Genomic DNA, 24,282 nt, shown 5'->3' on the forward strand with positions numbered 1-24,282 from the left:
GATGACTAGTTTGCACGCCGACGAGGCTTTCCTCGGCCATTACCAGTTAAGTCATGACCCTTTCGCTCCACGGGTGCCTGGCTTCAAATTCTTCCCGGCCCAGCGCAAACCGGTGCTGGGACAACTGCATCACCTGGCGCGCTACAGCCAGTTGCTGCTGGTGGTCACCGGCCCGCAAGGCAGTGGCAAGACCCTGCTGCGCCAGGCTCTGGTGGCCAGCACCAACAAACAATCCGTACAGAGCGTGGTGGTTTCCGCCCGGGGCGCCGGCGATTCTGCTGGCATGCTGCGTCAGGTGGCTCAGGCACTGAACGTCGAGCAGGCCGAGATCGGCGCGATTCTGTCCCAAGTGGTGCAGCTTGCGCTCACCGGGCAGGAAGTCTATTTGCTGGTGGATGACGCCGAGCAGCTCGACGAATCCGCGCTGGAGGCCTTGCTGGCCCTGGCCGCGGGCGCTCCTGAAGGTCGTCCGCACGTGTTCCTGTTCGGCGAATCGTCGCTGATTGCTCAACTTGAAGCGCTGAGCCTCGAGGAAGAGCGTTTTCACGTCATCGAGCTGCAGCCTTACACCGAAGAAGAAACCCGCGAATATCTGGACCAGCGGCTCGAAGGCGCCGGTCGGGGTATCGAACTTTTCACCGCAGATCAGATCTCTGATATTCACGAAAGCTCCGACGGTTGGCCTGGCACCATCAACCAGGTTGCCCGCGATGCAATGATCGAAGCCATGATTGCCAGCCGCTCTGCGGTCAAGCGTCCAAGTATGGGGTTCAACATGCCGAAGAAACACGTATTGGCGATTTCCGCCGTCGTCGTGGTCGCGGTAGCTGCCGCCTGGTTGATACCGGGTCGCAGCAAAGCACCGACCACTGGCGCACCTGCCAACGAACAGGCGCAATTGCCACTCGGCGAGGGCGCGCCACAACCTAACAGTGGCGGTGCGCCTGCCGTCGAGTTCGCCGGTAATTCGCAGCCGATGCCATTGCCGTTGGTCGGCAACTCGCAGCCGGTCATGCGCGGCCCGCTGGCCGAAGCGGCTGGTGGCATCACTGAAGGCGACGACGGCGTGCCCGTCGAGGGTTCCAGCGCTACACCGCCGACCGTGACCACCACCGCGCCACCTGCGGGCATCCAGCCTGGCCCTGCGCCGACACCTGCTGCCAAACCTGTGCCTGCACCGACTCAGGTCGCGACTGCCAAGCCAGTCCCGGTCGCTCCAGCCGTGAAGCCGGCGCCAGCGCCAGCGCCAGCCAAACCAGCCGTTGCTGCCGCCAAGCCTGCCGAGAAGCCAACCACCGTGGCCAAGGCTGCCGGTGGTACCTGGTACGCCGGGCAAGCACCGGGCAACTACGTGGTGCAGATCCTCGGCACCAGCTCCGAAGCGTCCGCACAGAACTTCGTGAAAGAGCAGGGCGGCGAATACCGTTATTTCAAGAAAGTGCTCAACGGCAAGCCGCTTTACGTCATCACTTACGGTAACTTCGCCAGCCGTGATGCAGCCCTTACCGCCATCAAGGCCTTGCCAGCGAAGGTTCAGGCTGGTAAACCTTGGCCTCGCACTGTCGCCAGCGTCCAACAGGAACTGGCAACAACTCGCTGAAGATTCGGCGGCCTTACCCAGGCCGCCTCTCCCGGCACCTCAAAATTTCCACCCGTGCATGCCGCCTCTTCAGGCCGCGTGCCTTGTGGTGTCTGCGTCACAGTAGTCTTTGAGTCGTTGCGGTCAAAATTAAAAAAGTTTTGACTAGCACAGCATATCGCTTTAAACCTTTCACAAATGCGACATAGATTTGCGACAGTTCGTCGTCAAATTTGTGAGCCTCTGTGTCGGTGTGTACAATGACCTCCCTTTTGCCCCCGCAAAGCTGGCGTACGTTCGGCGCGGATGGTAAGTGGTTGAATTGAAAAGAAATTTGCCTCGACAAGAGGCAGCCTGGTGAGAAAGTGTCTATGAAAGCAGGTCTGTACCAACCAGATGAATTCAAGGATAACTGCGGTTTCGGCCTGATAGCCCATATGCAGGGCGAGCCCAGTCATACCCTTTTGCAAACGGCCATCGAGGCCCTGACCTGCATGACCCACCGCGGTGGGATCAACGCCGACGGCAAGACCGGTGACGGTTGCGGTCTGCTGATTCAAAAGCCGGATGTGTTCCTGCGTGCCATCGCCCAGGAAACCTTCGGCGTTGAACTGCCCAAGCAATATGCCGTGGGCATGGTCTTCTTCAACCAGGACCCGGTCAAAGCCGAAGCCGCTCGCGAGAACATGAACCGCGAGATCCTGGCCGCCGGCCTGCAGTTGGTCGGCTGGCGCAAAGTGCCGATCGACACCAGCGTCCTCGGCCGCCTGGCCCTCGAGCGCCTGCCGCAAATCGAACAAGTGTTCATCGGTGGTGCGGGTCTGAGCGATCAGGACATGGCGATCAAGCTGTTCAGCTCCCGTCGTCGCTCGTCCGTGGCCAACGCCGCCGACGTCGATCACTACATCTGCAGCTTTTCCCACAAGACCATCATTTATAAAGGCCTGATGATGCCGGCGGATTTGACCGCCTTCTATCCAGACCTCAGCGACCAGCGCCTGCAAACCGCGATCTGCGTGTTCCACCAGCGTTTCTCCACCAACACCCTGCCGAAATGGCCGCTGGCCCAGCCATTCCGCTTCCTCGCCCACAACGGCGAGATCAACACCATTACCGGCAACCGCAACTGGGCCGTCGCCCGTCGCACCAAGTTCGCCAACGACCTGATGCCCGATCTCGAAGAACTCGGCCCGCTGGTCAACCGCGTCGGTTCCGACTCCTCCAGCATGGACAACATGCTCGAACTGATGGTCACCGGTGGTATCGACCTGTTCCGTGGCGTGCGGATGATCATTCCGCCAGCGTGGCAGAACGTCGAAACCATGGACCCGGACCTGCGCGCGTTCTACGAATACAACTCGATGCACATGGAACCGTGGGACGGCCCGGCCGGCGTGGTCATGACCGACGGTCGCTACGCGGTGTGCCTGCTCGACCGTAACGGTCTGCGTCCGGCGCGTTGGGTCACCACCAAGAACGGTTTCATCACCCTGGCTTCGGAAATCGGTGTCTGGAACTATCAGCCTGAAGACGTGATTGCCAAGGGGCGCGTTGGCCCGGGCCAGATCTTTGCCGTGGACACCGAAACCGGCCAGATCCTCGACACTGACGCCATCGACAACCGCCTGAAGTCCCGTCATCCGTACAAGCAATGGCTGCGCAAGAATGCCCTACGCATCCAGGCGACCATGGAAGATAACGACCACGGCTCGGCGTTCTACGACGTTGACCAGCTCAAGCAGTACATGAAGATGTACCAGGTCACTTTCGAAGAACGTGATCAGGTGCTGCGTCCACTCGGTGAGCAAGGCTACGAAGCCGTCGGCTCGATGGGCGACGATACGCCGATGGCCGTGCTGTCCCAGCGCGTGCGCACGCCGTACGACTATTTCCGCCAGCAGTTCGCGCAGGTCACCAACCCGCCGATCGACCCGCTGCGTGAAGCCATCGTCATGTCGCTGGAGATCTGCCTCGGTGCCGAGCGCAACATCTTCCAGGAGTCGCCGGAACACGCCTCGCGCGTGATCCTCAGCTCGCCGGTCATTTCCCCGGCCAAGTGGCGCTCGCTGATGAACCTCGATCGTCCGGGCTTCGAACGCCAGATCATCGACCTCAACTACGACGAAAGCGTCGGCCTCGAAGCGGCGATCCGCAACGTTGCCGATCAGGCTGAAGAAGCCGTGCGTGCCGGTCGTACCCAGGTTGTGCTGAGTGACCGGCACATTGCCCCGGGCAAGTTGCCGATTCACGCTTCGCTCGCCACCGGTGCGGTGCACCACCGCCTGACCGAAAAAGGCCTGCGTTGCGACTCCAACATTCTGGTAGAAACCGCGACCGCTCGCGATCCGCACCACTTCGCGGTGTTGATCGGTTTCGGCGCCTCGGCGGTCTATCCGTTCCTGGCCTACGAAGTGCTGGGCGACCTGATCCGCACCGGTGAAGTGCTGGGCGACCTCTACGAGGTGTTCAAGAACTACCGCAAAGGCATCACCAAAGGTCTGCTGAAGATCCTGTCGAAGATGGGCATCTCGACCATCACTTCGTACCGCGGTGCGCAGCTGTTCGAAGCCATTGGCCTGTCCGAAGAAGTCTGCGATCTGAGCTTCCGTGGCGTGCCAAGCCGCATCAAGGGCGCGCGTTTCGTCGACATCGAAGCCGAGCAGAAAGCCCTGGCGGCCGAAGCCTGGAGCCCGCGCAAGCCGATCCAGCAGGGTGGTCTGCTGAAGTTCGTCCACGGTGGCGAATATCACGCCTACAACCCGGACGTGGTCAACACCCTGCAAGCCGCTGTGCAGCAGGGCGACTACAGCAAGTTCAAGGAATACACGGCGCTGGTGGACAACCGTCCGGTGTCGATGATCCGCGACTTGTTCAAGGTCAAGACCCTGGACACGCCGCTGGACATCAGCGAGATCGAACCGCTGGAATCGGTGCTCAAGCGCTTCGATTCCGCCGGCATCTCCCTTGGCGCCCTGTCGCCGGAAGCCCACGAAGCCCTGGCCGAAGCCATGAACCGCCTTGGTGCGCGTTCCAACTCCGGCGAAGGCGGCGAAGACCCGGCGCGCTACGGCACTATCAAGAGCTCGAAAATCAAGCAGGTCGCGACGGGTCGTTTCGGTGTAACCCCGGAATACCTGGTCAACGCTGAAGTGTTGCAGATCAAGGTCGCTCAGGGCGCCAAGCCCGGCGAAGGCGGTCAGCTGCCAGGCGGCAAGGTCAACGGTCTGATTGCCAAGCTGCGTTATGCAGTGCCGGGCGTGACCCTCATCTCGCCTCCACCGCACCACGACATCTATTCGATCGAAGATTTGTCGCAGCTGATTTTCGACCTGAAACAAGTCAACCCGAAGGCCCTGGTCTCGGTGAAGCTGGTCGCAGAAGCGGGTGTCGGCACCATCGCTGCCGGTGTGGCCAAGGCCTACGCGGACTTGATCACCATCTCCGGCTACGACGGCGGCACCGGTGCATCGCCACTGACCTCGATCAAATACGCGGGCGCACCGTGGGAACTCGGCCTGGCCGAAACCCACCAGACCCTGCGTGGCAACGACTTGCGCGGCAAAGTCCGGGTGCAGACCGACGGCGGCCTGAAAACCGGCCTCGATGTGATCAAGGCAGCGATCCTCGGCGCTGAAAGCTTCGGCTTCGGCACCGCGCCAATGATCGCCCTGGGCTGCAAATACCTGCGTATTTGCCACCTGAACAACTGCGCCACCGGCGTCGCGACTCAGAACGAGAAGCTGCGCAAGGATCACTACATCGGGACCGTCGACATGGTGGTGAATTTCTTCACCTACGTCGCTGAAGAAACCCGTGAGTGGCTGGCCAAGCTGGGCGTGCGTTCCCTCGAAGAACTGATCGGTCGTACCGATCTGCTGGAAATCCTCGAAGGCCAGACCGCCAAGCAGCAACACCTGGACCTGACGCCGTTGCTGGGCAGCGATCACATTCCGGCGGACAAACCACAGTTCTGCCAGGTTGAGCGCAACCCGCCATTCGACAAAGGCCTGCTGGCCGAGAAAATGGTCGACATGGCCACCTCGGCCATCAACGACATGAGCGGTGCCGATTTCGCCCTGGATATCTGCAACTGCGACCGTTCGATCGGCGCGCGGATCTCCGGCGAAATCGCTCGCAAGCACGGCAACCAAGGCATGGCGAACGCGCCGATCACCTTCCGCTTCAACGGGACGGCCGGTCAGAGCTTCGGTGTGTGGAACGCTGGCGGCCTGCACATGTACCTGGAAGGCGACGCCAACGACTACGTCGGCAAAGGCATGACCGGCGGCAAGCTGGTGATCGTTCCGCCGAAGGGCAGCATCTACAAGACACAGGACAGCGCCATTATCGGCAACACCTGTTTGTATGGCGCCACTGGCGGCAAGTTGTTCGCTGCTGGCACCGCGGGCGAGCGTTTCGCGGTGCGTAACTCCGGTGCTCACACCGTGGTGGAAGGCACTGGCGATCACTGCTGCGAGTACATGACCGGTGGTTTTGTCTGCGTGCTGGGCAAGACCGGTTACAACTTCGGCTCAGGCATGACCGGTGGTTTCGCCTACGTGCTCGACCAGGACAACACCTTCGTTGACCGGGTCAACCACGAACTGGTGGAAATCCAGCGGATCAGCGGTGAGGCGATGGAAGCCTATCGCAGCCACCTGCAACGCGTGCTGAACGAATACGTCGAGGAAACCGACAGCGAATGGGGTCGTAACCTCGCTGAAAACCTCGATGACTATCTGCGTCGTTTCTGGCTGGTCAAGCCCAAGGCTGCCAACCTGAAATCGTTGCTTTCCAGCACCCGTGCCAACCCGCAGTGATATGCGCCTGAAGAGTTTGATGAGGTTTTAACAATGGCTGAACGTCTGAATAATGACTTCCAGTTCATCGAGGTCGGGCGCAAGGATCCGAAGAAGAAACTGTTGCGTCAACGCAAGAAAGAGTTCGTGGAAATCTACGAACCGTTCAAACCCCAGCAGTCGGCCGACCAGGCCCACCGCTGCCTGGGTTGCGGTAACCCGTATTGCGAATGGAAGTGCCCGGTGCACAACTTCATTCCCAACTGGCTGAAATTGGTGGCCGAGGGCAACATCCTCCAGGCCGCCGAGCTGTCGCACCAGACCAACACCCTGCCGGAAGTCTGCGGCCGCGTGTGTCCGCAGGATCGTCTGTGCGAGGGTGCCTGCACCCTCAACGACGGTTTCGGCGCGGTGACCATCGGTTCGGTCGAGAAGTACATCACCGATACCGCCTTCGCCATGGGCTGGCGCCCGGACATGTCCAAGGTCAAGCCGACCGGCAAGCGTGTTGCCGTAATCGGTGCAGGCCCGGCCGGTCTCGGTTGTGCCGACGTGCTGGTACGTGGCGGCGTGACCCCGGTGGTGTTCGACAAGAACCCGGAAATCGGCGGTCTGCTGACCTTCGGTATCCCGGAGTTCAAGCTGGAAAAGACCGTGCTGAGCAATCGTCGCGAAGTTTTCACCGGCATGGGCATCGAGTTCCGCCTGAACACCGAAGTGGGCAAGGACGTGACCATCGAGCAACTGCTCGAAGAATACGATGCCGTGTTCATGGGCATGGGCACCTACACCTACATGAAGGGCGGCTTTGCCGGCGAGGACCTGCCGGGCGTGTATGACGCGCTGGACTTCCTGATCGCCAACGTCAACCGCAACCTGGGCTTTGAAAAGTCGCCGGAAGATTTCGTCGACATGAAAGGCAAGAAGGTTGTGGTACTGGGCGGCGGCGATACGGCGATGGACTGCAACCGTACTTCGATTCGTCAGGGCGCCAAATCGGTGACCTGTGCCTATCGTCGTGACGAAGCGAACATGCCGGGCTCGCGCAAAGAGGTGAAGAACGCCAAGGAAGAAGGCGTGAAATTCCTCTACAACCGCCAGCCGATTGCGATCGTCGGTGAAGACCGTGTCGAAGGCGTGAAAGTGGTCGAGACCCGTCTCGGCGAACCGGATGCCCGTGGCCGTCGCAGCCCTGAGCCAATTCCGGGCTCCGAGGAGATCATCCCGGCGGACGCCGTGGTCATCGCCTTCGGTTTCCGTCCGAGCCCGGCAACCTGGTTCGAGCAGTTCGACATCCAGACCGACAGCCAGGGCCGCGTTGTGGCGCCGGAACAAGGTAAATACAAGCACCAGACCAGCAACCCGAAAATCTTCGCCGGTGGCGATATGGTTCGCGGTTCAGACCTGGTGGTAACGGCGATCTTCGAAGGCCGTAATGCCGCCGAAGGGATCCTGGATTACCTGGGCGTCTAACCCCGATCCTGAGCTGAAATGGGATCAAAATGTGGGAGCGGGCTTGCTCGCGAAGGCGGTGTAACAGTCAATATTAATGTCGACTGACTCACCGCTTTCGCGAGCAAGCCCGCTCCCACATTGGTTTTGTGGCGCTGATAACACCGTGCTCCCCCGCGACAAATTGACCCGATAGACAAAAGGCACGGCTCTTGCCGTGCCTTTTGCGTCGCGCTCTGAGAAAATGCCCGCACTTTTTTTCCGGATGCCGACATGACTGCCCTGAAGAACGACCGTTTCCTTCGCGCCCTGCTCAAGCAACCCGTAGACGTCACGCCTGTCTGGATGATGCGTCAGGCCGGTCGCTACCTGCCTGAGTACCGCGCCAGCCGCGCCAAGGCCGGCGACTTCATGAGCCTGTGCATGAACCCGGAGTTCGCTTGCGAAGTCACAATGCAACCGCTCGACCGCTATCCACAACTGGACGCGGCGATCCTCTTTTCCGACATCCTGACCATCCCCGATGCCATGGGCCAGGGCCTGTACTTCGAAACCGGCGAAGGTCCGCGCTTCAAGAAAGTCGTCAGCACCCTGGCCGACATCGAAGCCCTGCCGATTCCTGATCCGCACAAAGACCTCGGCTACGTCATGGACGCGGTCAGCACCATCCGCCGCGAACTGAACGGCCGCGTGCCGCTGATCGGCTTCTCCGGCAGCCCATGGACCCTGGCGACCTACATGGTCGAAGGCGGCTCGTCGAAAGACTTCCGAAAAACCAAGGCCATGCTCTACGACAACCCGCAAGCCATGCACCTGCTGCTGGACAAGCTGGCGCAGTCGGTCACGTCGTACCTCAATGGCCAGATCATGGCTGGCGCGCAAGCGGTGCAGATCTTCGATACCTGGGGTGGCAACCTCTCGGCGGCGGCCTATCAGGAGTTCTCCCTGGCCTACATGCGCAAAATCGTCAGCGGCCTGATCCGCGAACATCAAGGTCGTAAAGTGCCGGTCATCCTGTTCACCAAGAACGGCGGCCTGTGGCTGGAAAGCATCGCCGATGCGGGCGCAGACGCGCTGGGCCTGGACTGGACTTGCGACATTGGCAATGCCCGTGACCGCGTCGGCAGCAAAGTCGCCCTGCAAGGCAACATGGACCCGACGGTGCTCTACGCCAAACCCGAAGCGATCCGCGCCGAAGTCGGGCGCATCCTCGCCAGCTATGGCAACGGCAGTGGGCACGTATTCAACCTCGGCCATGGCATTACTCCGGAAGTCGATCCGGAGCACGCGGGTGCCTTCCTGCGCGCGGTGCACGAATTGTCGGCGCCGTATCACGAATAACGCGTTCTGAAATTTTTACAGCCTGTCCCGCCTGGTGCCGGACAGGCTTTTTTATGTTGTTGAAAATGTGACCGGTTGGGGGAGTTGCCTCCTGTAAGAAAGTTGTCTGTCCTTGTCAGATAAGTGAATGCAGAGACTGTTCCTGCTGTAAGCGGTGATTCCTCCTACATAGAAATTTCCTTCATCCCAGTAAGGTTCCAGGCCCTTGTCCGGCGTCATCCAGGCGTCCTGACTTCGATAAGCAGTCTGGAACACATCATGAAAATTAAATTCCATAAGAAAAGTGCGCTAACCACCTGCACTTCATCAATGATCCTGTTATCGGCAATGCTGGCCTCCCAAACCGTGTCCGCGCATGGTTATCTGGAAGTGCCACCTTCACGGGCGCTGGCCTGCCAGAAGGGCCTCAATACCAACTGCGGCGGGGCGCAATACGAACCTCAGAGCGTAGGCGAAACCTTCAAGGGCTTTCCGGCCGGTGTCGGCGGAGCCCCTCTGCAAGGGCCGGTCGACGGCAAGATTCCCAGCGGCGGTCACGCCTTGTTCTCCGCCCTGGATGCTCAGTCGGCCACCCGTTGGCATCTGACGGAAATCAAGGATCGCAACATCGATTTCCAATGGAAGTACACCGCTATTCACCCCGCTACCAAGCACGAATATTTCATCACCCGCAACGGCTGGAATCCGAACGAATCGCTCAAGCGCGCCACGTTCGAAAGCACCCCGTTCTGCACCGTCGATGGCGCAAACCAGATGCCGGTTTCCGGCGCCAAGCACAACTGCACCCTTCCTGACGACAAATCCGGCCATCACGTGATCCTGGCGATCTGGACGGTCGGTGACACCGATGCGGCGTTCTACAACGCGGCTGACGTAAATATCCTGGCCGAGCCATCGCTGCCGGGTGGCTGGTCGTCGGTGGGCAGCATCGCCCCCGCGAGCCAGTTGCTGGTCGGTGACAAGGTCAAGGCTCGTGCGTTCTCTGCCAATGGCGAGGCGCCGGATTACAGCGTTGAAATCTCCATCGACAGTGCCGAGGAAGGTTCGCCGAACAACTGGTCCTTCAAGCTGGCAGAAAAGATCAACGCGACTCACGCACTGGTCCGCGCCGGTGTTCGTGATGAAAACGGCACCATCGAACCGGTCAAAGGCAACAACAGCCTGTACGCACAGAAAGAAAGCGGCGTGACCCGTTACGAAGTGCAGCTGGACATGCAGGAAGATGCCGCCGCGCGCCTTTCTGTCTCGTCCCTGCAAGCGGAATATGTGCTGGACAAAGGGCAGGCCAGGATTGATTTCGGGATGCTCTCCAACCGCAAGATGAACATCGAAGCCACCTTGTTTGACCAGAACAACAAGCCGGTCGGCTCCATCGCGGCGCAGGCGGACAGCGGCCCGACGATGCTGGCCATGGATGTTCGCAGCAACCCGGGTGCGCACACCCTGACACTGGTCGGCACTACCCTGGATGGTAGGACCACGCGCCAGGACACCCAGTCCGTCAACGTGACCGGTGAAGGCGCCGGTGTCGACCATGACTTCGTGTTCCCGGAAGGCATCAGCGACTACACCGCCGGGACCAAGGTGCTGCAGCCAAAGACCAATGAAGTCTTCGAATGCAAGCCGTTCCCCGAGTCCGGTTACTGCAAACAGTACAGCCCTAGCGCCAACGGCTTCGAACCCGGTGTCGGTGCGCACTGGCACATGGCGTGGGACAAGCGCTAAGCCCTCCCGCGGTACTTCAGGCGACCTGCCAAAGGTCGTCTGAAGGCCGGTCTTCCTGTTGAACATCGAGTTGAAAATGACGGTTTCGGGTTACTCCAGACAACGCGTAGTGCTGCATTGGCTGTCGGCGGCGGTCATCGTGTGGACCTTGGTATCCGGGTTTTACGTGGCCGGCGTCGACGTGTCCGCCGGGATCAAGCAGTGGGTCGCATTCGTGAATGTGTCGCTGACCACTGTGTTCATTCCGCTTTTCATCTGGCGGTTTTGTATTTTTCTTGCTCACGCCCGCTACGCGAGCGTGAGCACTTTGTCGTTTGTGCAATGGCTCGCGTTGCTCGCACACACCCTGATCTACATGGTGGTGAGCGTCGTGCTGGCGACTGGCGTGTTGATGATGGACCGCCCGATCGATGTCTTCGGGCTGGTCGCAATTGTTCAACCGCTGAATGATCCAGGCCTGATCGCGCAGTTCGTCGCCGCTCACATTTGGGCGTGTGTGGTCCTGGCATTACTTGTGATGTTGCATGTAGGCGCAGTGATCGTCCATGAGGCCTGCGGCCACCGGATACTGCGGCGAATGTCGTTGCGGCTGTGCGGCCATCGTCCGCCTGAGCGATTCGAGTGAGCCGGTTGTGAGGTTTTTTCTGACCGGTTGCCTGCTGGTTTTGCCAGCGGGTTACGCCATTTTTCTGGTGTGGCAGGAATGGGACTTTCGCCAGTACCTGTCCGCGCCGATGCCCGTCACTGCAACCACGGCGACGGCCTCTGCCCGCGAACCCCTCGACACGGCAGCGGTTGCAACGGTATTGGGCCTGACGGCTGAAACCACGCTGCAGCCCAGCGCCGAGCCGCTGACCTTGCAGGCGAGCTTTGTCGTTGACAGCGGGTTATCCAAAGCGCTGCTGGCGGATGCTCAAGGCGCGCGCCTTTATCAGGTAGGCGAGCGTTTGCCAGGAGGCAGCGTTTTGCGCCGGGTCGAGAGCCATCAAGTGGTGTTGTGGAACAAGGGTCGAGAAGAGCTATTGACGCTCGCGCCGTCTCCGACAGGTTTTCTGCGCCGACTCGAATCGCCTGCCGCGCCTCAACCCGCGACCATTTCCGCACGTTATCTACGCCCGCTTACCGGGCAGTCAGAGTGATCACATTCATGAACAGCTTCACTGGCGCGCACGCCCTGCGCACCATGCTTCTGCTTGCCGCTTTGGCGACGACGTTCTTCCATCAGGTGTTGCGGGCCGAGGAAGAAAAATGGCAGTTGGCGATGAACAATGCCGAGTTGCGCGACATCGTCGAAGAGATCTCCGGCATTCTCGGCACAACAGTGGTGCTTGATCCCCGGGTGTCCGGGCGAATAACCGTCATGTCCCGTCAGGCCCTCGATCGCGAAGGCGTTCGCCGGCTGTTCTATTCGGTGCTCGATGCCCACAACTTCACGGTGATCGACGAGGGCGACCGGATCCTGATTACGCCGGTCACCGAAGCCAAGACCCGGGCCGGTCACGGCACAGCAAAAAACGCCACGGCGTCGCAATTTGTCACCCGGGTGATCGAGTTGAATACCAGCAGCGCCGCCGACATTGCCGGGCTGGTTCGGCCGCTGGTATCGGTCAATGGTTATGTCGGCCCCTCGGTGTCGGCCAATGCGTTGGTGGTCACCGATACGGCCGCCAATGTCAAACGCATCGCCCAGGTTGTCCAGCAGTTGGATTCCGGGCAGAGCAACCAGCATGCGGTGGTGCAACTGCGTCACGCCCAGGCTGGTGACGTGGCTACAGTGATCGAAGCCTCCCTGGGCAAGCGCAACGCGGACACGACGATTCAAGTGCTGGCCGATGCCCGAACCAACCGCCTGATCTTCATCGGCCCGGCTGCGGTTCGCCAGCGCTTGATCGATCTGGCTCGCGGGCTCGACACCCCGGCTACCGCGCCCCTCGACAACGCCCGGGTGATTCGCCTGCGCCACAGCGATGCCCGGCAATTGGCCGAAGTGCTGGAGACAATGGGGCAGGGGAGAAAACAGCAGGCCCTCGGCACGACCAAGGAAACGTCGCCCGGCGCCACATTCATGATCAAGGCCGACGAAAGCCAGAATGCGTTGGTGCTGATCGCCGAGCCGGCGCAAATCAGGACCATCGAAAATATCGTGCGCCAGTTGGACCAGCCCCGGGCCCAAGTGCTGATCCACGCCGCCATCGTCGAGATCTCCGGGGACATTGCCGAAGCGGTGGGCGTGCAGTGGGGCATGAGTACCGGCGATGCCAAAGGCTTCATCAACTTCCCCGGCACCGACATCCCGATCGTCGGCGGGCTGACCTTCGACGAGACAAAATCGGCGCCGGAAGGGGCGCTGCTGCAACTGGGCAGCGACCGCTTCAGTGCGTTGATCTCCGCTCTGGCGAGCAACACCCGCAGCAACCTGCTGTCCACGCCGAGCCTGTTGACCCTGGACAATCAGGAAGCGGAAATCATCGTCGGCCAAAACGTACCGTTCAAAACTGGCTCCTACGCCACCAACAGCAGCGGCGCGGACAATCCGTTCACCACCGTCGAACGCAAGGACGTTGGCATCAGCCTGAAGATCAAACCTTACATCAACGATGGCTCGAGCCTGCGTCTGGAGGTCGAGCAGGAAGTCTCGGATATCGCGCCGTCGGTGTCGGGCATCGACTCTTCGGACCTGATCACCAACAAGCGTGCGCTCAAAAGCACCATCCTGGCCGACGACGGCGAAATCATTGTGATCGGCGGCCTGATCCGGGACAGCGTGCGCACGCAGAAGAGCGGTGTGCCGTTGCTGCGCGACATACCGTACCTGGGCGCGCTGTTTCGCTGGAGTCGTGACACCCAGACCAAAAGCAATCTGATGGTGTTCTTGCGACCGACCATCGTGCGCAGCCGGGAAGATTTGGCCGACGTCAGCCAGCAGCGTTATAACGCCCTGCGCGATCTGAGCCAGCCGCGTGCGGGGGAAAGCAACTCGCTGCTGCTGCCGGCAGAGTCGCGGCACTTGTTCGACCCAGCGCCCGATGCGCCAGTGTTCGATTTGCGCAAGTCGGCGCCGGTTTCGCCATGAGCCTGTCAAAGGAACCTTTACCCTTCGGGTTCGCCCGGCGCTTCGGCGTGTTGGTGGAGCGCAGTGGCGCCGATGCGAGCCTGGTACTGCGGGCCGACACGCCGCTGACGGCTCTGGCGGAAGCCCGCCGGGTGTGTGGTCGCGACCTGCCGATGCGTGTGCTGGACCGGGAGGCATTCGCCGCCCAACTGGCTGCGGCTTACCGCGAGGGTCAGAGCGCGGCGGAGCAGGTCGCCCAGGGTCTGGACGATGAACTGGACCTGCTCAGCCTGGTGGAGCAAGTGCCACAAACCGCCGATTTACTGGAGCAGCAGGGCGATGCACCGATCATCCGGCTGATCAACGCCTTGCTCAGCGAAGCGGTGCGTGAGCACGCCTCGGACGTGCACCTGGAAACCTTCGAGCAGTACCTGTCGGTGCGCATGCGCGTGGATGGGCAACTGCGGGAAATGTTCCGGCCCAGGCGTGAACTGGCGACCCTGCTGGTATCGCGGATCAAGGTCATGGCGCGCCTGGATATCGCGGAAAAACGTGTGCCGCAGGATGGCCGGATGGCCCTGCGCCTGGCCGGGCATGAAGTCGATGTGCGGGTTTCGACATTGCCCTCGGCACATGGGGAACGGGTGGTGTTGCGCCTGCTTGATAAGCAGGCCGGGCGCCTGGAATTACTGCGCCTGGGCATGCCGGAGGACACCCTCGCGGCCTTGCGCGATTTGCTCGGCAAACCCCACGGCATCCTGCTGGTGACCGGCCCCACGGGCTCTGGCAAGACCACCAGTCTTTACGCCGCGCTGAGCAGCCTCAATGACCAGACCCGCAACATCCTCACGGTCGAAGATCCCATCGAATATCACCTGCCGGGGATCGGCCAGATGCCGGTCAACCCGAAAGTCGACATGACTTTTGCCCGGGGGCTGCGAGCGATCCTGCGCCAGGACCCGGACGTGGTGATGGTCGGCGAAATTCGTGACCGCGAGACGGCGGAAATTGCCGTCCAGGCGTCCTTGACCGGGCATTTGGTGCTCTCGACCTTGCACACCAACAGCGCGGTCGGGGCGGTCACCCGGTTGGTGGACATGGGCGTCGATGCCTACCTGCTGGCCTCGTCGCTGGTGGGCATCTTGGCCCAGCGCTTGTTGCGCACGTTGTGCGCCCATTGCAAGGCGTCGTACATCGCCGATGCAAGCACTTGCCAGCGTCTGGGACTCGACTGCGGCACGGCACCTCAACTGTTCAGGGCTGTCGGGTGTGAACAGTGTCAGCACGGTTATCGCGGGCGCATCGGCATTTACGAACTGATCAGCGTGACGTCCGCCGTCTCGGCGCTGATTCACCGGGGCGCCAGTGAGCAGGCGTTGGCCGACGAGACGCGCAAGGTCTCGCGCAGCCTGTTTCAGGACGGTCGCCAACGGGTGCTGGACGGTCTGACCAGCCTCGACGAGTTGCTGCGCGTGACGCAGGAGGATTAGCGAATGCCGACGTTCGACTATCGCGCCGACGATGCCGAGGGCCGTCGCTGCAAGGGCCGGCTGGAAGCCGACAGCCCGCGCCATGCCCGGCAACTGTTGCGCGATCGCGGCTTGTGGCCACGGGACTTGAGTGAAATCAACGCGGGTACCGGGGCCGGTACACAGCCGCGCGGAGGACGTTTGAGTGCCACCGAGCTGGCCCTGCTGACCTTGCAACTGTCCACGCTGGTGCAGGCGGGTCTGCCTCTGGAAGAAGCGCTGGAGGCGGTGGCGAAACAGAGCGCCAGACGTCGTGTCGCGGGAGTGTTGTCGGCGGTCAGGACGCGGGTGATGGAAGGTCACGCCCTGGCATCGGCATTGGGACTGTTCCCCAGAGCATTCCCCGAATTGTTCCGCGCCACCGTCGCTGCCGGTGAACGCTCCGGTCACCTGGGCCATGTGCTCGAGCAATTGGCCGCCTACACCCAGGCGCGTCAGGCGTCGCGGCAGAAAATCCAGATGGCTTTGGTGTATCCCTTGATTTTGATGCTGGCCAGCGTGGCGATCGTCGGGTTTCTGCTCGGTTACGTGGTGCCGGATGTGGTGAAGATTTTTGTCGACAGTGGCCAGCCATTGCCCTGGCTGACTCGTGCGCTGATCGGTCTCAGCGACGGGCTGCGCGAGCATGGCCTGATGTTGATGGCGGTGCTGGCGATGTTGGTCGGCCTCTGGCGCTGGAGCCTGGGCCAACCGTCCTGGCGCCTGCGCTGGCATCGCTTGGTGTTGAACGTACCGGTGATCGGCGAAGTGCTACGGGCAATGGAAGCCGCACGGTTTGCCAGCACCTTGGCCATTCTCGGCAAAAGTGCCGTGCCTTTGGTGGACGCGCTGGAGATCGCCGCCGCCGTCATCGGCAACCTGACCATTCGTGCGCGGATGGTCGATGTCGCTCGCTCCGTCCGTGAAGGGGGAACCCTGACCCGCGGTCTGGAACTCAGCGGCGACATCCCGCCGATGATGTTGCACATGATCGCCAGTGGCGAACGCGCCGGTGAACTCGATCGCATGCTGGCCCGCGCCGCCGAGCAGCAGGAAAGCAGCCTGGCCGCGCGTATCGCCCTGGTGGTCAGCCTGTTCGAGCCGGCGATGCTGGTGCTGATGGGCGGCGTCGTGCTGCTGATCGTCATGGCCATCCTGCTCCCGATTCTCAGCCTCAACCAATTGGTGAATTGACCCATGCAACTCCTACACAAGAACACGCCTGCCGCCCAGCGCGGTTTTACCCTGATCGAAATCATGGTGGTGGTGGTCATCATCGGCATTCTCGGGGCCATCGTGGTGCCGCAGTTCATGAGCCGCCCGGATCAGGCCAAAGTCACCGCCGCCAGCATTGATATCCAGGCCATCTCTACAGCGCTGGAAATGTACCGCCTCGACAATTTCCATTACCCCTCGACACAGCAAGGCCTTGAGGCCTTGATCAAGCGTCCTTCCGGTATGCCGGCGGCAAGAAACTGGAACCCGCAGGGTTACCTGAAAAGCCTGCCCGTGGACCCGTGGAGTACGCCCTACCAGTACCTCAATCCCGGCGTGCAATCGGTCGAGGGCAGCTTCGATTTGTATTCCCTCGGCTCCGATGGCGTGACCGGCGGCGAGGGGTACGCGGCTGACATCGGTAACTGGGGTCATTGATGCGGCAGCGTTGCCGGGGTTTTACCTTGCTGGAACTGATGATCGTGATCGTATTGATCGGCTTGCTGCTGGGCATGGCGAGCTTTGCCACCGGGCAGAATCCGGCGCGTCAGGCTCGGCAGGAAGCGAACGGGATCGCGCGGCTGATTGAGCAGTTGCGCGAACGGGCGGTGCTCGACGGCCAAGAGTACGGTGTGCGACTGAGCGTCGACGGCTACCGGGCGTTGCGGCTCGGAGTTCAAGGTTGGGAGCCGCTGACGGCTGCGCATCAATGGCCGGAAAACCTGCGCCCGTACCTTGAGCAGGACGGGCATCCCGTGCGCCTGGGCGCCGATGACGGTCCGCCGCAATTGCTGATGCTCAGCAGCGATGAAACCAGTTCCTTTTCGCTGACGTTCTCGACCCAGAACACGACCTGGCTGACGGTATCCGCCGACGGCATCGGTGAGGTCGTGATCGATGGTTAATCGGCTGACGAGGTCGCGTATGCGCGGCTTCACCTTGCTGGAAATCATGGTCGCACTGGCGATCTTCGCGACGCTGGCGGCGGCCGTGCTGTCGGCGAGCCGTTATGTCGTGAAGCAAACCAGCGGCGTCGAACAACGCCTGTTCGCGGCGTGGCTGGCGGATAACCAGTTGACTGAACTGCGCCTGCAATCCGGGTTGACGCTCGGGCAGCAGCAACGGGTTGTGCACATGGATCGCCGCGACTGGTTGCTACGTCAGCGCATCAGTGCCGGGAGCGATCCGCGCCTGCTCAAGGTTGAGATTGATATCAGTCTTTCCGGCAGCGAACTGACCCTGCACCGCACCCGGGGCTGGATAGCCAATCGTCATGAATAAGCAGAGCGGATTCACCTTGCTGGAGCTGGTAATTGCCATGGCGATTTTCGCCTTGCTCGGGCTCGCCAGTTGGGGGCTGTTCGATGGCGTGGTACGCGTGCAGCAAGGCACGGCGAGCCACGAACGTGAGTTCAGAAATCTGCAACGGGCGGTGGCAGTGATCGAGCGCGACGTGCTGCACATCACCGAGCAACCGGTGGTGCTGACGCAGTCGCTGCTGCAATTGCAGCGCGGCAACTGGCGTAACCCGCTGGACCAACCGCGTAGCGAGCGGCAAGCACTGACCTATCGTCTCGACCAGGGTGTGTTGTGGCGCGATAGCTGGGCCGAGGGATCTCAGATCGTGCAGCAACAAAAACTGCTCGACGATGTTCGCGGTTTGAGCTGGCGCCTGTTCGACGGCGAGTCCGGCTGGCGCAACGACTGGCCGGCCGGGCAGCGTGTGAAGGCGCCAATGGCGTTGGAACTGCAACTCTCGACGGAGCGTTTCGAGGCGATCCGCCGGGTACTGTTGTTGCCGGGTGCGCTGCCATGAACCGGCACCAACGGGGTGTCGCGTTGATCAGCGTGTTGCTGGTCATGAGCCTGGCGCTACTGATCACCAGTGGCTTGCTGCGCAGCCATCGCGTGTTGCTGCAAAGCAGCGGGCAACAGTTGCATCAGTTGCAGCTGCGCCAACTCGGACTGGCCGGGGAAACCTGGGCGTTGCAACGGTTGCAGGACGCCGCGCTGGCGCCGCAAAAAACGGTCGACCTGACACAGGAGTGGGCCCGAATCACGCCGGATTTCAATCTCGACGATGGGCAGATCCACGTAGAAATCGAGGACCTGGCCGGACGCTTCAATCTCAATGCATTGTTGATCCAGGGGCAGATCGATCAGGTGACGCTCGGTCGTTGGACGCGCTTGCTGGACGTGTTGGGCCTTGCACCGCTGCAATTGGAGCAGGTGGGCGCGTTGCGGGAGCTGAGCCAGCTGCGTCTGCTGCCAGGTGTCGACGCCCAACTGCTGCGTCAATTGGAGCCGTGGGTGGCGTTACTGCCCACCGATGCCGCGCTGAACATCAACACCGCACCGGCGCTGGTGCTGCGCACGCTCGATGGCGTGGACGCCGGAATGGCCGAAGCACTGGTTCGCCAGCGTTCGACGACGGCATGGCCAAGCGTTCAAGCCTTTACCCAAGACCCGCTTCTCTCCGGCCTGGGCCTGAGCAGCCATGGCCTGGGCATCGACAGTCGCTGGTATCGGATCACCGTGCATGTGGAGCAAGGGCAGCGCCATCTGCGGCTGGCCACCGACGTCGAACGCGACCCGAAGACGCTACAACTGAACATCCTGCAGCGACGTTTACTTCCTTCGAATGGCAACGAGATTCCGCGATGAAAACCTGGCTCTACCTGACCGCCGCAGGCCTCGCTGAACCGTCGCCCGACTGGCCCTGTTGTGTGTGGTCGCCGACGGGCGAACGCCAGCCCATGCCCTTGAATCAAGCGGCGCAGACGCTGAGCGGGCTAGCAGTCGATCTGCTGTTGCCCATGGAATTGTGCAGCTGGGTGCGCAGCGACCCATGGCCCTCCAAGCGTCATCCCGGTCCGCAAGCCATCGCGTTCGCGGTTGAAGATCAACTCGGCGAAGCGCTGGAAGCGTTGCACTTGAGTGTCGGCGCGCGTGACCGTGAAGGGCGCTATCCGGTGATGGTGATTGGCCGGGAACGCTTTGCCGCCGTGCTTGCGTTGCTGGCCGAGTCAGGCATCGAGGTGCGTTCGGTGTTTGTCGACGCCGATGTGTTGCCACAGGATCAGATGCTCGGCGTCTGGTGGTTTGGTCGGTGGTTATTGGGCGGTGGACTAACGGCACGTCTGGCGTTATCGGACGATGGGTTGACGCTGCTCAAACCGCTTCTGCCCCTGGACATCCACTGGCGAGACGAGCGTCAGGACGCTGCGGATGTCGACCACTGGCTGACAGTCGTTCCCGAGCAGGCCATCGACCTGCGGCAAGGTGAGTTCGCTTCGCGTCGCAAACAGCTGCCCTGGCGCCTTGGTGGGGTGGCGATACTGGTGCTGTTGTCGCTGACTTGGGGCGCCAGCGAAACACGTATCCGTTTCCTCGACCGTGAAACCCGGCACCTCTTCACCCAGAACGAACAGCGCTTCAAGACGCTCTACCCGCAGCAGAGCCGCATCGTCGATCTCGCGGCGCAGCTCAAGGCTTTGCAGAGTCAACGTGCACAGCCACAGGACACGCGCGTCGGCGGCTTGGTCAAGTTGATCGAGCAGGTGATCGGCGCCAGTCAGGTCGAAGTCCGACGCATCGAATTTCGTGAGGGCGACGGTTGGAAAATCCAGCTGACCGCCAACAGTTTTGCCGAGTTGGAGCAGTTGCGTGAACGCGGGCGCCAGCAGGGCTTGCCGATCAGGCTCGACAGCGCCAGCAAGGAGCGCGAGCGGGTGCTGGCGACACTGACATTGGAGGCAGACGCATGAAGCACGCAGGGCTGAAGGAGCGCTGGCAGCGCCTGTCGATCCGCGAACAAGGGTTGTTGCTGACCTTGGGAATGTTTGTATTGAGCGTTGCGGCTTTCAGCTTGATCTGGCAACCGACACGGCAGCGGCTTGAAACCGTCGAGCGCCAGTATCAACAGCAACTGGCATTGGCAGCACAACTGCAACGGGCGCAACCGCAGCGCGATATGCCCACCGTTGCCAATCAGCCGTTGTCGTTGCGCATCAGCGAAAGCGCCTCCGCGGCCGGGCTCGAAGTACAGCAGATGGACGCCGACAACGACCAGTTGCGCCTGACCCTCAGCGGCGATGCCAAGGCCTTGTTGCAATGGCTGGATCGCAGCGAGCGGGACGGCGTTGTACTGCAAGCGCTGACCCTGGAAAAGCGTGATGCGGTCCTCGAAGCACGGCTGGTACTCAGATAGGCGCACCAGCGCCCGGCAGCGGCGGCAGACGGGCCAGTTTCAACGCGACCAGCAACGCCACCACCAGCAATGCGCCGATGAACAGGCCGATGCCATTCCAGCCGCCCAGATGCCAGAACACCCCGCCGGCTGTGCCGGCGATGCTCGACCCGGCGTAGTAGCTGAACAGGTACAGCGACGATGCCTGTCCCTTGGCCTTGATCGCCCGGCGACCGATCCAGCTGCTCGCCACCGAATGCGCACCGAAGAAGCCGAAGGTGAAAATCAGCATGCCGATGATCACCACCGACAGCGGCGTGAGCATGGTCAGGGCGAGACCGGCGATCATCAGCACGATGGTGGCCCAGAGCATTTTGCGCCGGCCGAGTTTGTCGGCCAGTGCGCCGATTTTCGCCGAGCTGTAGATGCCCGACAGGTACACCACCGAGAGCAGCCCGACGAAGGCCTGGTCCATGTTGTACGGCTCGGCCAGCAAGCGATAGCCGATGTAGTTGAAGAGGGTGACGAACGCGCCCATCAGCACGAAGGCTTCGAGAAACAGCAGTGGCAGGCCGGCGTCGCGAAAGTGCATGGTGAAGCCGTCCAGCAGGCTGCGCGGGTGCAACGAACGAGGACGGAAGTTGCGCGACTCGGGGAGAATTCTCCAGAACACCGCCGCCGCAATCAGTGCCAGGCCGCCGATCACCAGTATTGCCGTGTGCCAGCTCACGAAATCGATCAGCACGCCGGTAATCAAACGCCCGCACATCCCGCCGATGGCGTTGCCGCCGATGTACAGACCCATGGCCAGACCGATGTGCTGCGGGTGGATCTCTTCACTCAAGTAAGTCATGGCGACCGCTGCCAGACCGCTCAATGACAGCCCCACCAGCGCCCGCATCACCAGCACGCCTTGCCAGCTCGGCATCATCGCGCTGGCAATCGTGCACAGCGCCGCGGCGAAGAGCGCCGCGACCATCACCGGTTTACGCCCGATGCGATCCGAGATCGGACCGGTGATCAGCAAACCGATGGCGAGCATGCCCGTAGCGACCGACAGGATCAGGCTGCTCTGGGCTGCATTGATGGAAAACTCGTGGGACAACAACGGCATCATCGGCTGCACGCAATAGAGCAGGGCGAAGGTCGCGAAGCCGCCGAAGAACAAGGCCAGCACCGTGCGCATGAACGCCGGTGTGCCTTTCTCGATGTAAATCTCCTTCAGCTCGTCGACGGCATCGTCGAGCGGAACTTCATGGGCAAGTGGGGCGATAGCAGTTTTCACTTTCGGACCTCGGAGGGTGCAACCGGTCAGGCAATGAAAAAAGCATATAGCTGCCTAATGATTCAATCCAATATATTGTTCGACCTGTTTGATAGGTTTTACGACCTAATGGAGTTTTCATGGAATTGCGTCACCTGCGCTACTTCATCGCCGTCGCCGAAGAACTGCATTTCGGCCGCGCCGCCCAGGTGCTGGGCATCTCGCAACCGCCACTGAGCCAGCAAATTCAGGCGCTGGAGCAAGAGGTGGGAGCACGGTTGTTCGAGCGGACCAATCGTCGGGTCGAACTGAGTGAGGCCGGACGACTGTTTCTGGAAGAGGCGCGATTGGTGCTGGCTCAGGTCGATAAAGCGGCAGATGTTGCACGGAGGGCGCAACTTGGGGAGTTGGGTGAACTGAAAATCGGCTTCACCTCGTCGGCACCGTTCAACTCGACCATCCCCCAGGCAATTTTTTCGTTTCGCCAGCGTTTTCCGGTCGTGCATCTGAACCTGCGGGAGATGAGCAGTACCCAGGTGGCCGAGGCACTGGTAGACGAGTCGATTGAAGTCGGAATCATGCGACCGCTGGGTTTGCCGGAGTCGCTCAGCGTGGTGGAACTGATGCGTGAGCCATTGGTGGCGGTACTCAGTTCCAAGCATCCGCTGGTGACTGACAGCGAAGAGGGTTTGTTCCTGTCGGCGCTGGCCCTCGAACCTTTCGTATTCTTCCCACGCAGCTACGGCAGCGGTCTGTACGCACAATTGCTCAGCCTGGCCCGGGATGCCGGCTTCAGCCCGCACTTCGCCCAGGAGGCGGGCGAAGCGATGACCATTATCGGGTTGGTCGCGGCGGGTTTGGGGGTGTCGGTGTTGCCGGCGTCTTATCAGCGGATGCGTATTGATGGTGTGGTTTATCGGCCGTTGCTTGATCCAGCGGCGGTTTCGGCCGTGTGGCTGGTGCAGCGCAAGGATCAGAAGTCGCCGATGGCGAAGGCGTTAGTTGAATTGCTGACGCGTAAGCTGACGCCATAGGGTTTCAAGGTTTTATTGGATACGACCGATAACTGTCATTGGACTCATCACAAACAATGGAGATACAGGATGTTCAAGCAGTTAACGTTCACCGGTTTGTTGGCATTGATCGCTCTGACCGGTGGTTGCGCTTCGGTAAAAATGGCTGATGAAACCCAGGACGCTCAGGCCAAGACGTTCCAGGTCTCCCCCGACAAAGCCAATATCTACGTTTATCGTAACGAGAGCATGGGCGCCGGAGTGAAAATGCCGGTTACGCTCAATGGCAAGCCTGTAGGGCAGACAGTCGCCAAGTCCTACCTGATGTTAGCCGTCCCGGCTGGCCAGCAGACTTTGGTGTCTTCGGCGGAAAACGATTCGGAACTGAAACTCACCGCAGAAGCCGGTAAAAACTACTTTGTCTGGCAGGAAGTGAAAGTGGGTTTCATCAAGGCGCGTAACAACCTGCAAGTCGTCGACGACAAGACAGGCCGCGCTGGCGTTACTGAAAGCAAGTTGATTCAGGCTCAGTAAGCGCGTGGACGGCCTCTGCGCGGAGTGTGGAAGGCTCTGTCCCGCTCACTGAGGATCCTGGGCAACCAGCCATCGTAGAGCCAAACCGGTACGGGGCAATGACAAGCCGACCTGTTTGTGAAAGGGCGCCGAAAAGGCGCCCTTTGTCGTTTCTGGCGTTACTGAACCTTCGCCAAATCCCCTTTCAACGCAACACCCGCCATGATCGCGCCGGCGTGGCATTCATAGTTCTTGTCATCCTTGCGCTCATTGCTCTTGTAGAAACTGACGATGTTGGTCACGGCGTTGGCGCCGGCGCGCTTCGCTGCCTGGTGCAGGCTGATGATTGCCGATTGCGCGACCCATTCGCAGGCCACGTCGTCAGTCTTGTTGAAGGCGTTGGTTTTCTTGTTGGTCACGGCACCCGCACTGACCACGGTGACGTTGCCCGCCGGTGTATTGCCTGCCAGGTAGAACTTCACGCTGCCGTCGATTTTGCCGGCGCGGGTCGCCTCGGCAACGGCTTTGTCCAAAGGCAGGTACACGGCGGTGTCACGGGCCTGGCTGACGGCCGGCAAGGCGCAGATCAGCAGGGTGGCAGCGGCAGCGAGTTTCTTGAAGTGCATGGAGGT

Annotated in this window: 21 protein-coding genes; 19 read left to right on the forward strand and 2 right to left on the reverse strand. The window is 61.2% G+C overall.

The features are described 5' to 3' along the window. The first annotated feature begins 1 nt into the window (after nucleotide 1). The 17 genes from ACA055_RS01935 (at nucleotide 2) to ACA055_RS02015 (ending at nucleotide 20,881) form a co-directional block, all read left to right on the forward strand. Entirely contained in the window at nucleotides 2–1,600 is a 1,599-nt protein-coding gene (locus ACA055_RS01935) for an SPOR domain-containing protein (protein ID WP_497682115.1), read from the forward strand. 350 nt (nucleotides 1,601–1,950) lie between these two features. Then, nucleotides 1,951–6,399, forward strand: coding sequence for a glutamate synthase large subunit (gltB, locus tag ACA055_RS01940; RefSeq protein WP_497682116.1), 4,449 nt, complete (start codon nucleotides 1,951–1,953; stop codon nucleotides 6,397–6,399). A gap of 33 nt (nucleotides 6,400–6,432) precedes the next feature. Next, complete coding sequence (locus ACA055_RS01945; RefSeq protein WP_497682117.1) at nucleotides 6,433–7,851, forward strand: FAD-dependent oxidoreductase; 1,419 nt, start codon at nucleotides 6,433–6,435, stop codon at nucleotides 7,849–7,851. A gap of 252 nt (nucleotides 7,852–8,103) precedes the next feature. Next, on the forward strand, nucleotides 8,104–9,171 hold the full coding sequence (hemE, locus tag ACA055_RS01950; protein WP_497682118.1) for a uroporphyrinogen decarboxylase: 1,068 nt from the start codon (nucleotides 8,104–8,106) through the stop codon (nucleotides 9,169–9,171). 258 nt (nucleotides 9,172–9,429) lie between these two features. Further along, complete coding sequence (gene gbpA / locus ACA055_RS01955; RefSeq protein ID WP_497682119.1) at nucleotides 9,430–10,896, forward strand: N-acetylglucosamine-binding protein GbpA; 1,467 nt, start codon at nucleotides 9,430–9,432, stop codon at nucleotides 10,894–10,896. Between the two features lie 76 nt (nucleotides 10,897–10,972). After that, nucleotides 10,973–11,521, forward strand: a complete 549-nt coding sequence (locus ACA055_RS01960; RefSeq protein ID WP_497682120.1) for a cytochrome b — start codon at nucleotides 10,973–10,975, stop codon at nucleotides 11,519–11,521. 7 nt (nucleotides 11,522–11,528) lie between these two features. Then, nucleotides 11,529–12,035 (forward strand): hypothetical protein, encoded by a 507-nt coding sequence (locus ACA055_RS01965; RefSeq protein WP_497682121.1) that lies wholly within the window; start codon nucleotides 11,529–11,531, stop codon nucleotides 12,033–12,035. Between the two features lie 8 nt (nucleotides 12,036–12,043). Then, complete coding sequence (gspD, locus tag ACA055_RS01970; RefSeq protein ID WP_497682122.1) at nucleotides 12,044–13,969, forward strand: type II secretion system secretin GspD; 1,926 nt, start codon at nucleotides 12,044–12,046, stop codon at nucleotides 13,967–13,969. Next, entirely contained in the window at nucleotides 13,966–15,438 is a 1,473-nt protein-coding gene (gene gspE, locus ACA055_RS01975; RefSeq protein WP_497682123.1) for a type II secretion system ATPase GspE, read from the forward strand. The genes gspD and gspE overlap by 4 nt, the downstream gene beginning before the upstream one ends. Nucleotides 15,439–15,441: 3 nt before the next feature. After that, nucleotides 15,442–16,650, forward strand: coding sequence for a type II secretion system inner membrane protein GspF (gene gspF, locus ACA055_RS01980; protein WP_497682124.1), 1,209 nt, complete (start codon nucleotides 15,442–15,444; stop codon nucleotides 16,648–16,650). 3 nt (nucleotides 16,651–16,653) lie between these two features. Further along, complete coding sequence (gene gspG / locus ACA055_RS01985) at nucleotides 16,654–17,109, forward strand: type II secretion system major pseudopilin GspG (RefSeq protein WP_497682125.1); 456 nt, start codon at nucleotides 16,654–16,656, stop codon at nucleotides 17,107–17,109. Continuing rightward, a complete protein-coding gene (gene gspH / locus ACA055_RS01990; RefSeq protein ID WP_497682126.1) occupies nucleotides 17,109–17,576 on the forward strand; it encodes a type II secretion system minor pseudopilin GspH in 468 nt (155 codons plus the stop codon). The genes gspG and gspH overlap by 1 nt, the downstream gene beginning before the upstream one ends. A gap of 19 nt (nucleotides 17,577–17,595) precedes the next feature. After that, entirely contained in the window at nucleotides 17,596–17,952 is a 357-nt protein-coding gene (gene gspI / locus ACA055_RS01995; RefSeq protein ID WP_497682127.1) for a type II secretion system minor pseudopilin GspI, read from the forward strand. After that, entirely contained in the window at nucleotides 17,945–18,487 is a 543-nt protein-coding gene (locus tag ACA055_RS02000; RefSeq protein ID WP_497682128.1) for a type II secretion system protein GspJ, read from the forward strand. The genes gspI and ACA055_RS02000 overlap by 8 nt, the downstream gene beginning before the upstream one ends. Further along, nucleotides 18,484–19,335 carry a type II secretion system minor pseudopilin gene (locus tag ACA055_RS02005; RefSeq protein WP_497682129.1) on the forward strand — a complete coding sequence of 284 codons (852 nt, stop codon included), beginning with the start codon at nucleotides 18,484–18,486 and terminating at the stop codon, nucleotides 19,333–19,335. Before ACA055_RS02000 ends, ACA055_RS02005 begins: the two co-directional genes overlap by 4 nt. Then, nucleotides 19,332–20,438, forward strand: coding sequence for a type II secretion system protein GspL (gene gspL, locus ACA055_RS02010; RefSeq protein WP_497682130.1), 1,107 nt, complete (start codon nucleotides 19,332–19,334; stop codon nucleotides 20,436–20,438). The genes ACA055_RS02005 and gspL overlap by 4 nt, the downstream gene beginning before the upstream one ends. Further along, nucleotides 20,435–20,881 carry a type II secretion system protein M gene (locus ACA055_RS02015; protein ID WP_497682131.1) on the forward strand — a complete coding sequence of 149 codons (447 nt, stop codon included), beginning with the start codon at nucleotides 20,435–20,437 and terminating at the stop codon, nucleotides 20,879–20,881. Before gspL ends, ACA055_RS02015 begins: the two co-directional genes overlap by 4 nt. On the opposite strand, the gene ACA055_RS02020 is transcribed toward ACA055_RS02015, so the two are convergent. Beyond that, complete coding sequence (locus tag ACA055_RS02020; protein ID WP_497684345.1) at nucleotides 20,874–22,133, reverse strand: MFS transporter; 1,260 nt, start codon at nucleotides 22,131–22,133, stop codon at nucleotides 20,874–20,876. The two genes, ACA055_RS02015 and ACA055_RS02020, sit on opposite strands and share 8 nt — an antisense overlap. A 131-nt stretch (nucleotides 22,134–22,264) precedes the next feature. On the opposite strand from ACA055_RS02020, the gene ACA055_RS02025 reads away from it, so the two are divergent. Next, on the forward strand, nucleotides 22,265–23,158 hold the full coding sequence (locus tag ACA055_RS02025) for a LysR family transcriptional regulator (RefSeq protein WP_497682132.1): 894 nt from the start codon (nucleotides 22,265–22,267) through the stop codon (nucleotides 23,156–23,158). A 69-nt stretch (nucleotides 23,159–23,227) separates the two neighbouring features. After that, nucleotides 23,228–23,671: a DUF2846 domain-containing protein gene (locus ACA055_RS02030; RefSeq protein ID WP_497682133.1), complete on the forward strand. Its 444-nt coding sequence runs from the start codon at nucleotides 23,228–23,230 to the stop codon at nucleotides 23,669–23,671. Between the two features lie 158 nt (nucleotides 23,672–23,829). Here ACA055_RS02030 and ACA055_RS02035 read toward each other — a convergent pair whose 3' ends face one another. Next, nucleotides 23,830–24,276, reverse strand: a complete 447-nt coding sequence (locus ACA055_RS02035; protein WP_497682134.1) for an excinuclease — start codon at nucleotides 24,274–24,276, stop codon at nucleotides 23,830–23,832. Nucleotides 24,277–24,282: the final 6 nt, after the last annotated feature.

Source organism: Pseudomonas sp. LBUM1657, from assembly GCF_059716075.1.

What these genes read in the sequence shown, in the direction of transcription:
- ACA055_RS02025 (WP_497682132.1), top strand. Translation starts at nt 22,265, where the DNA reads ATGGAATTGCGTCACCTGCGCTACTTCATCGCCGTCGCCGAAGAACTG.
- ACA055_RS01935 (WP_497682115.1), top strand. Translation starts at nt 2, where the DNA reads ATGACTAGTTTGCACGCCGACGAGGCTTTCCTCGGCCATTACCAGTTA.
- gspD (WP_497682122.1), top strand. Translation starts at nt 12,044, where the DNA reads ATGAACAGCTTCACTGGCGCGCACGCCCTGCGCACCATGCTTCTGCTT.
- gspL (WP_497682130.1), top strand. Translation starts at nt 19,332, where the DNA reads ATGAAAACCTGGCTCTACCTGACCGCCGCAGGCCTCGCTGAACCGTCG.
- ACA055_RS02030 (WP_497682133.1), top strand. Translation starts at nt 23,228, where the DNA reads ATGTTCAAGCAGTTAACGTTCACCGGTTTGTTGGCATTGATCGCTCTG.
- gspE (WP_497682123.1), top strand. Translation starts at nt 13,966, where the DNA reads ATGAGCCTGTCAAAGGAACCTTTACCCTTCGGGTTCGCCCGGCGCTTC.
- ACA055_RS02035 (WP_497682134.1), bottom strand. Translation starts at nt 24,276, where the DNA reads ATGCACTTCAAGAAACTCGCTGCCGCTGCCACCCTGCTGATCTGCGCC.
- gltB (WP_497682116.1), top strand. Translation starts at nt 1,951, where the DNA reads ATGAAAGCAGGTCTGTACCAACCAGATGAATTCAAGGATAACTGCGGT.
- gspG (WP_497682125.1), top strand. Translation starts at nt 16,654, where the DNA reads ATGCAACTCCTACACAAGAACACGCCTGCCGCCCAGCGCGGTTTTACC.
- ACA055_RS01945 (WP_497682117.1), top strand. Translation starts at nt 6,433, where the DNA reads ATGGCTGAACGTCTGAATAATGACTTCCAGTTCATCGAGGTCGGGCGC.
- hemE (WP_497682118.1), top strand. Translation starts at nt 8,104, where the DNA reads ATGACTGCCCTGAAGAACGACCGTTTCCTTCGCGCCCTGCTCAAGCAA.
- gspH (WP_497682126.1), top strand. Translation starts at nt 17,109, where the DNA reads ATGCGGCAGCGTTGCCGGGGTTTTACCTTGCTGGAACTGATGATCGTG.
- ACA055_RS02015 (WP_497682131.1), top strand. Translation starts at nt 20,435, where the DNA reads ATGAAGCACGCAGGGCTGAAGGAGCGCTGGCAGCGCCTGTCGATCCGC.
- ACA055_RS02000 (WP_497682128.1), top strand. Translation starts at nt 17,945, where the DNA reads ATGAATAAGCAGAGCGGATTCACCTTGCTGGAGCTGGTAATTGCCATG.
- gspI (WP_497682127.1), top strand. Translation starts at nt 17,596, where the DNA reads ATGCGCGGCTTCACCTTGCTGGAAATCATGGTCGCACTGGCGATCTTC.
- gbpA (WP_497682119.1), top strand. Translation starts at nt 9,430, where the DNA reads ATGAAAATTAAATTCCATAAGAAAAGTGCGCTAACCACCTGCACTTCA.
- ACA055_RS02005 (WP_497682129.1), top strand. Translation starts at nt 18,484, where the DNA reads ATGAACCGGCACCAACGGGGTGTCGCGTTGATCAGCGTGTTGCTGGTC.
- gspF (WP_497682124.1), top strand. Translation starts at nt 15,442, where the DNA reads ATGCCGACGTTCGACTATCGCGCCGACGATGCCGAGGGCCGTCGCTGC.
- ACA055_RS01960 (WP_497682120.1), top strand. Translation starts at nt 10,973, where the DNA reads ATGACGGTTTCGGGTTACTCCAGACAACGCGTAGTGCTGCATTGGCTG.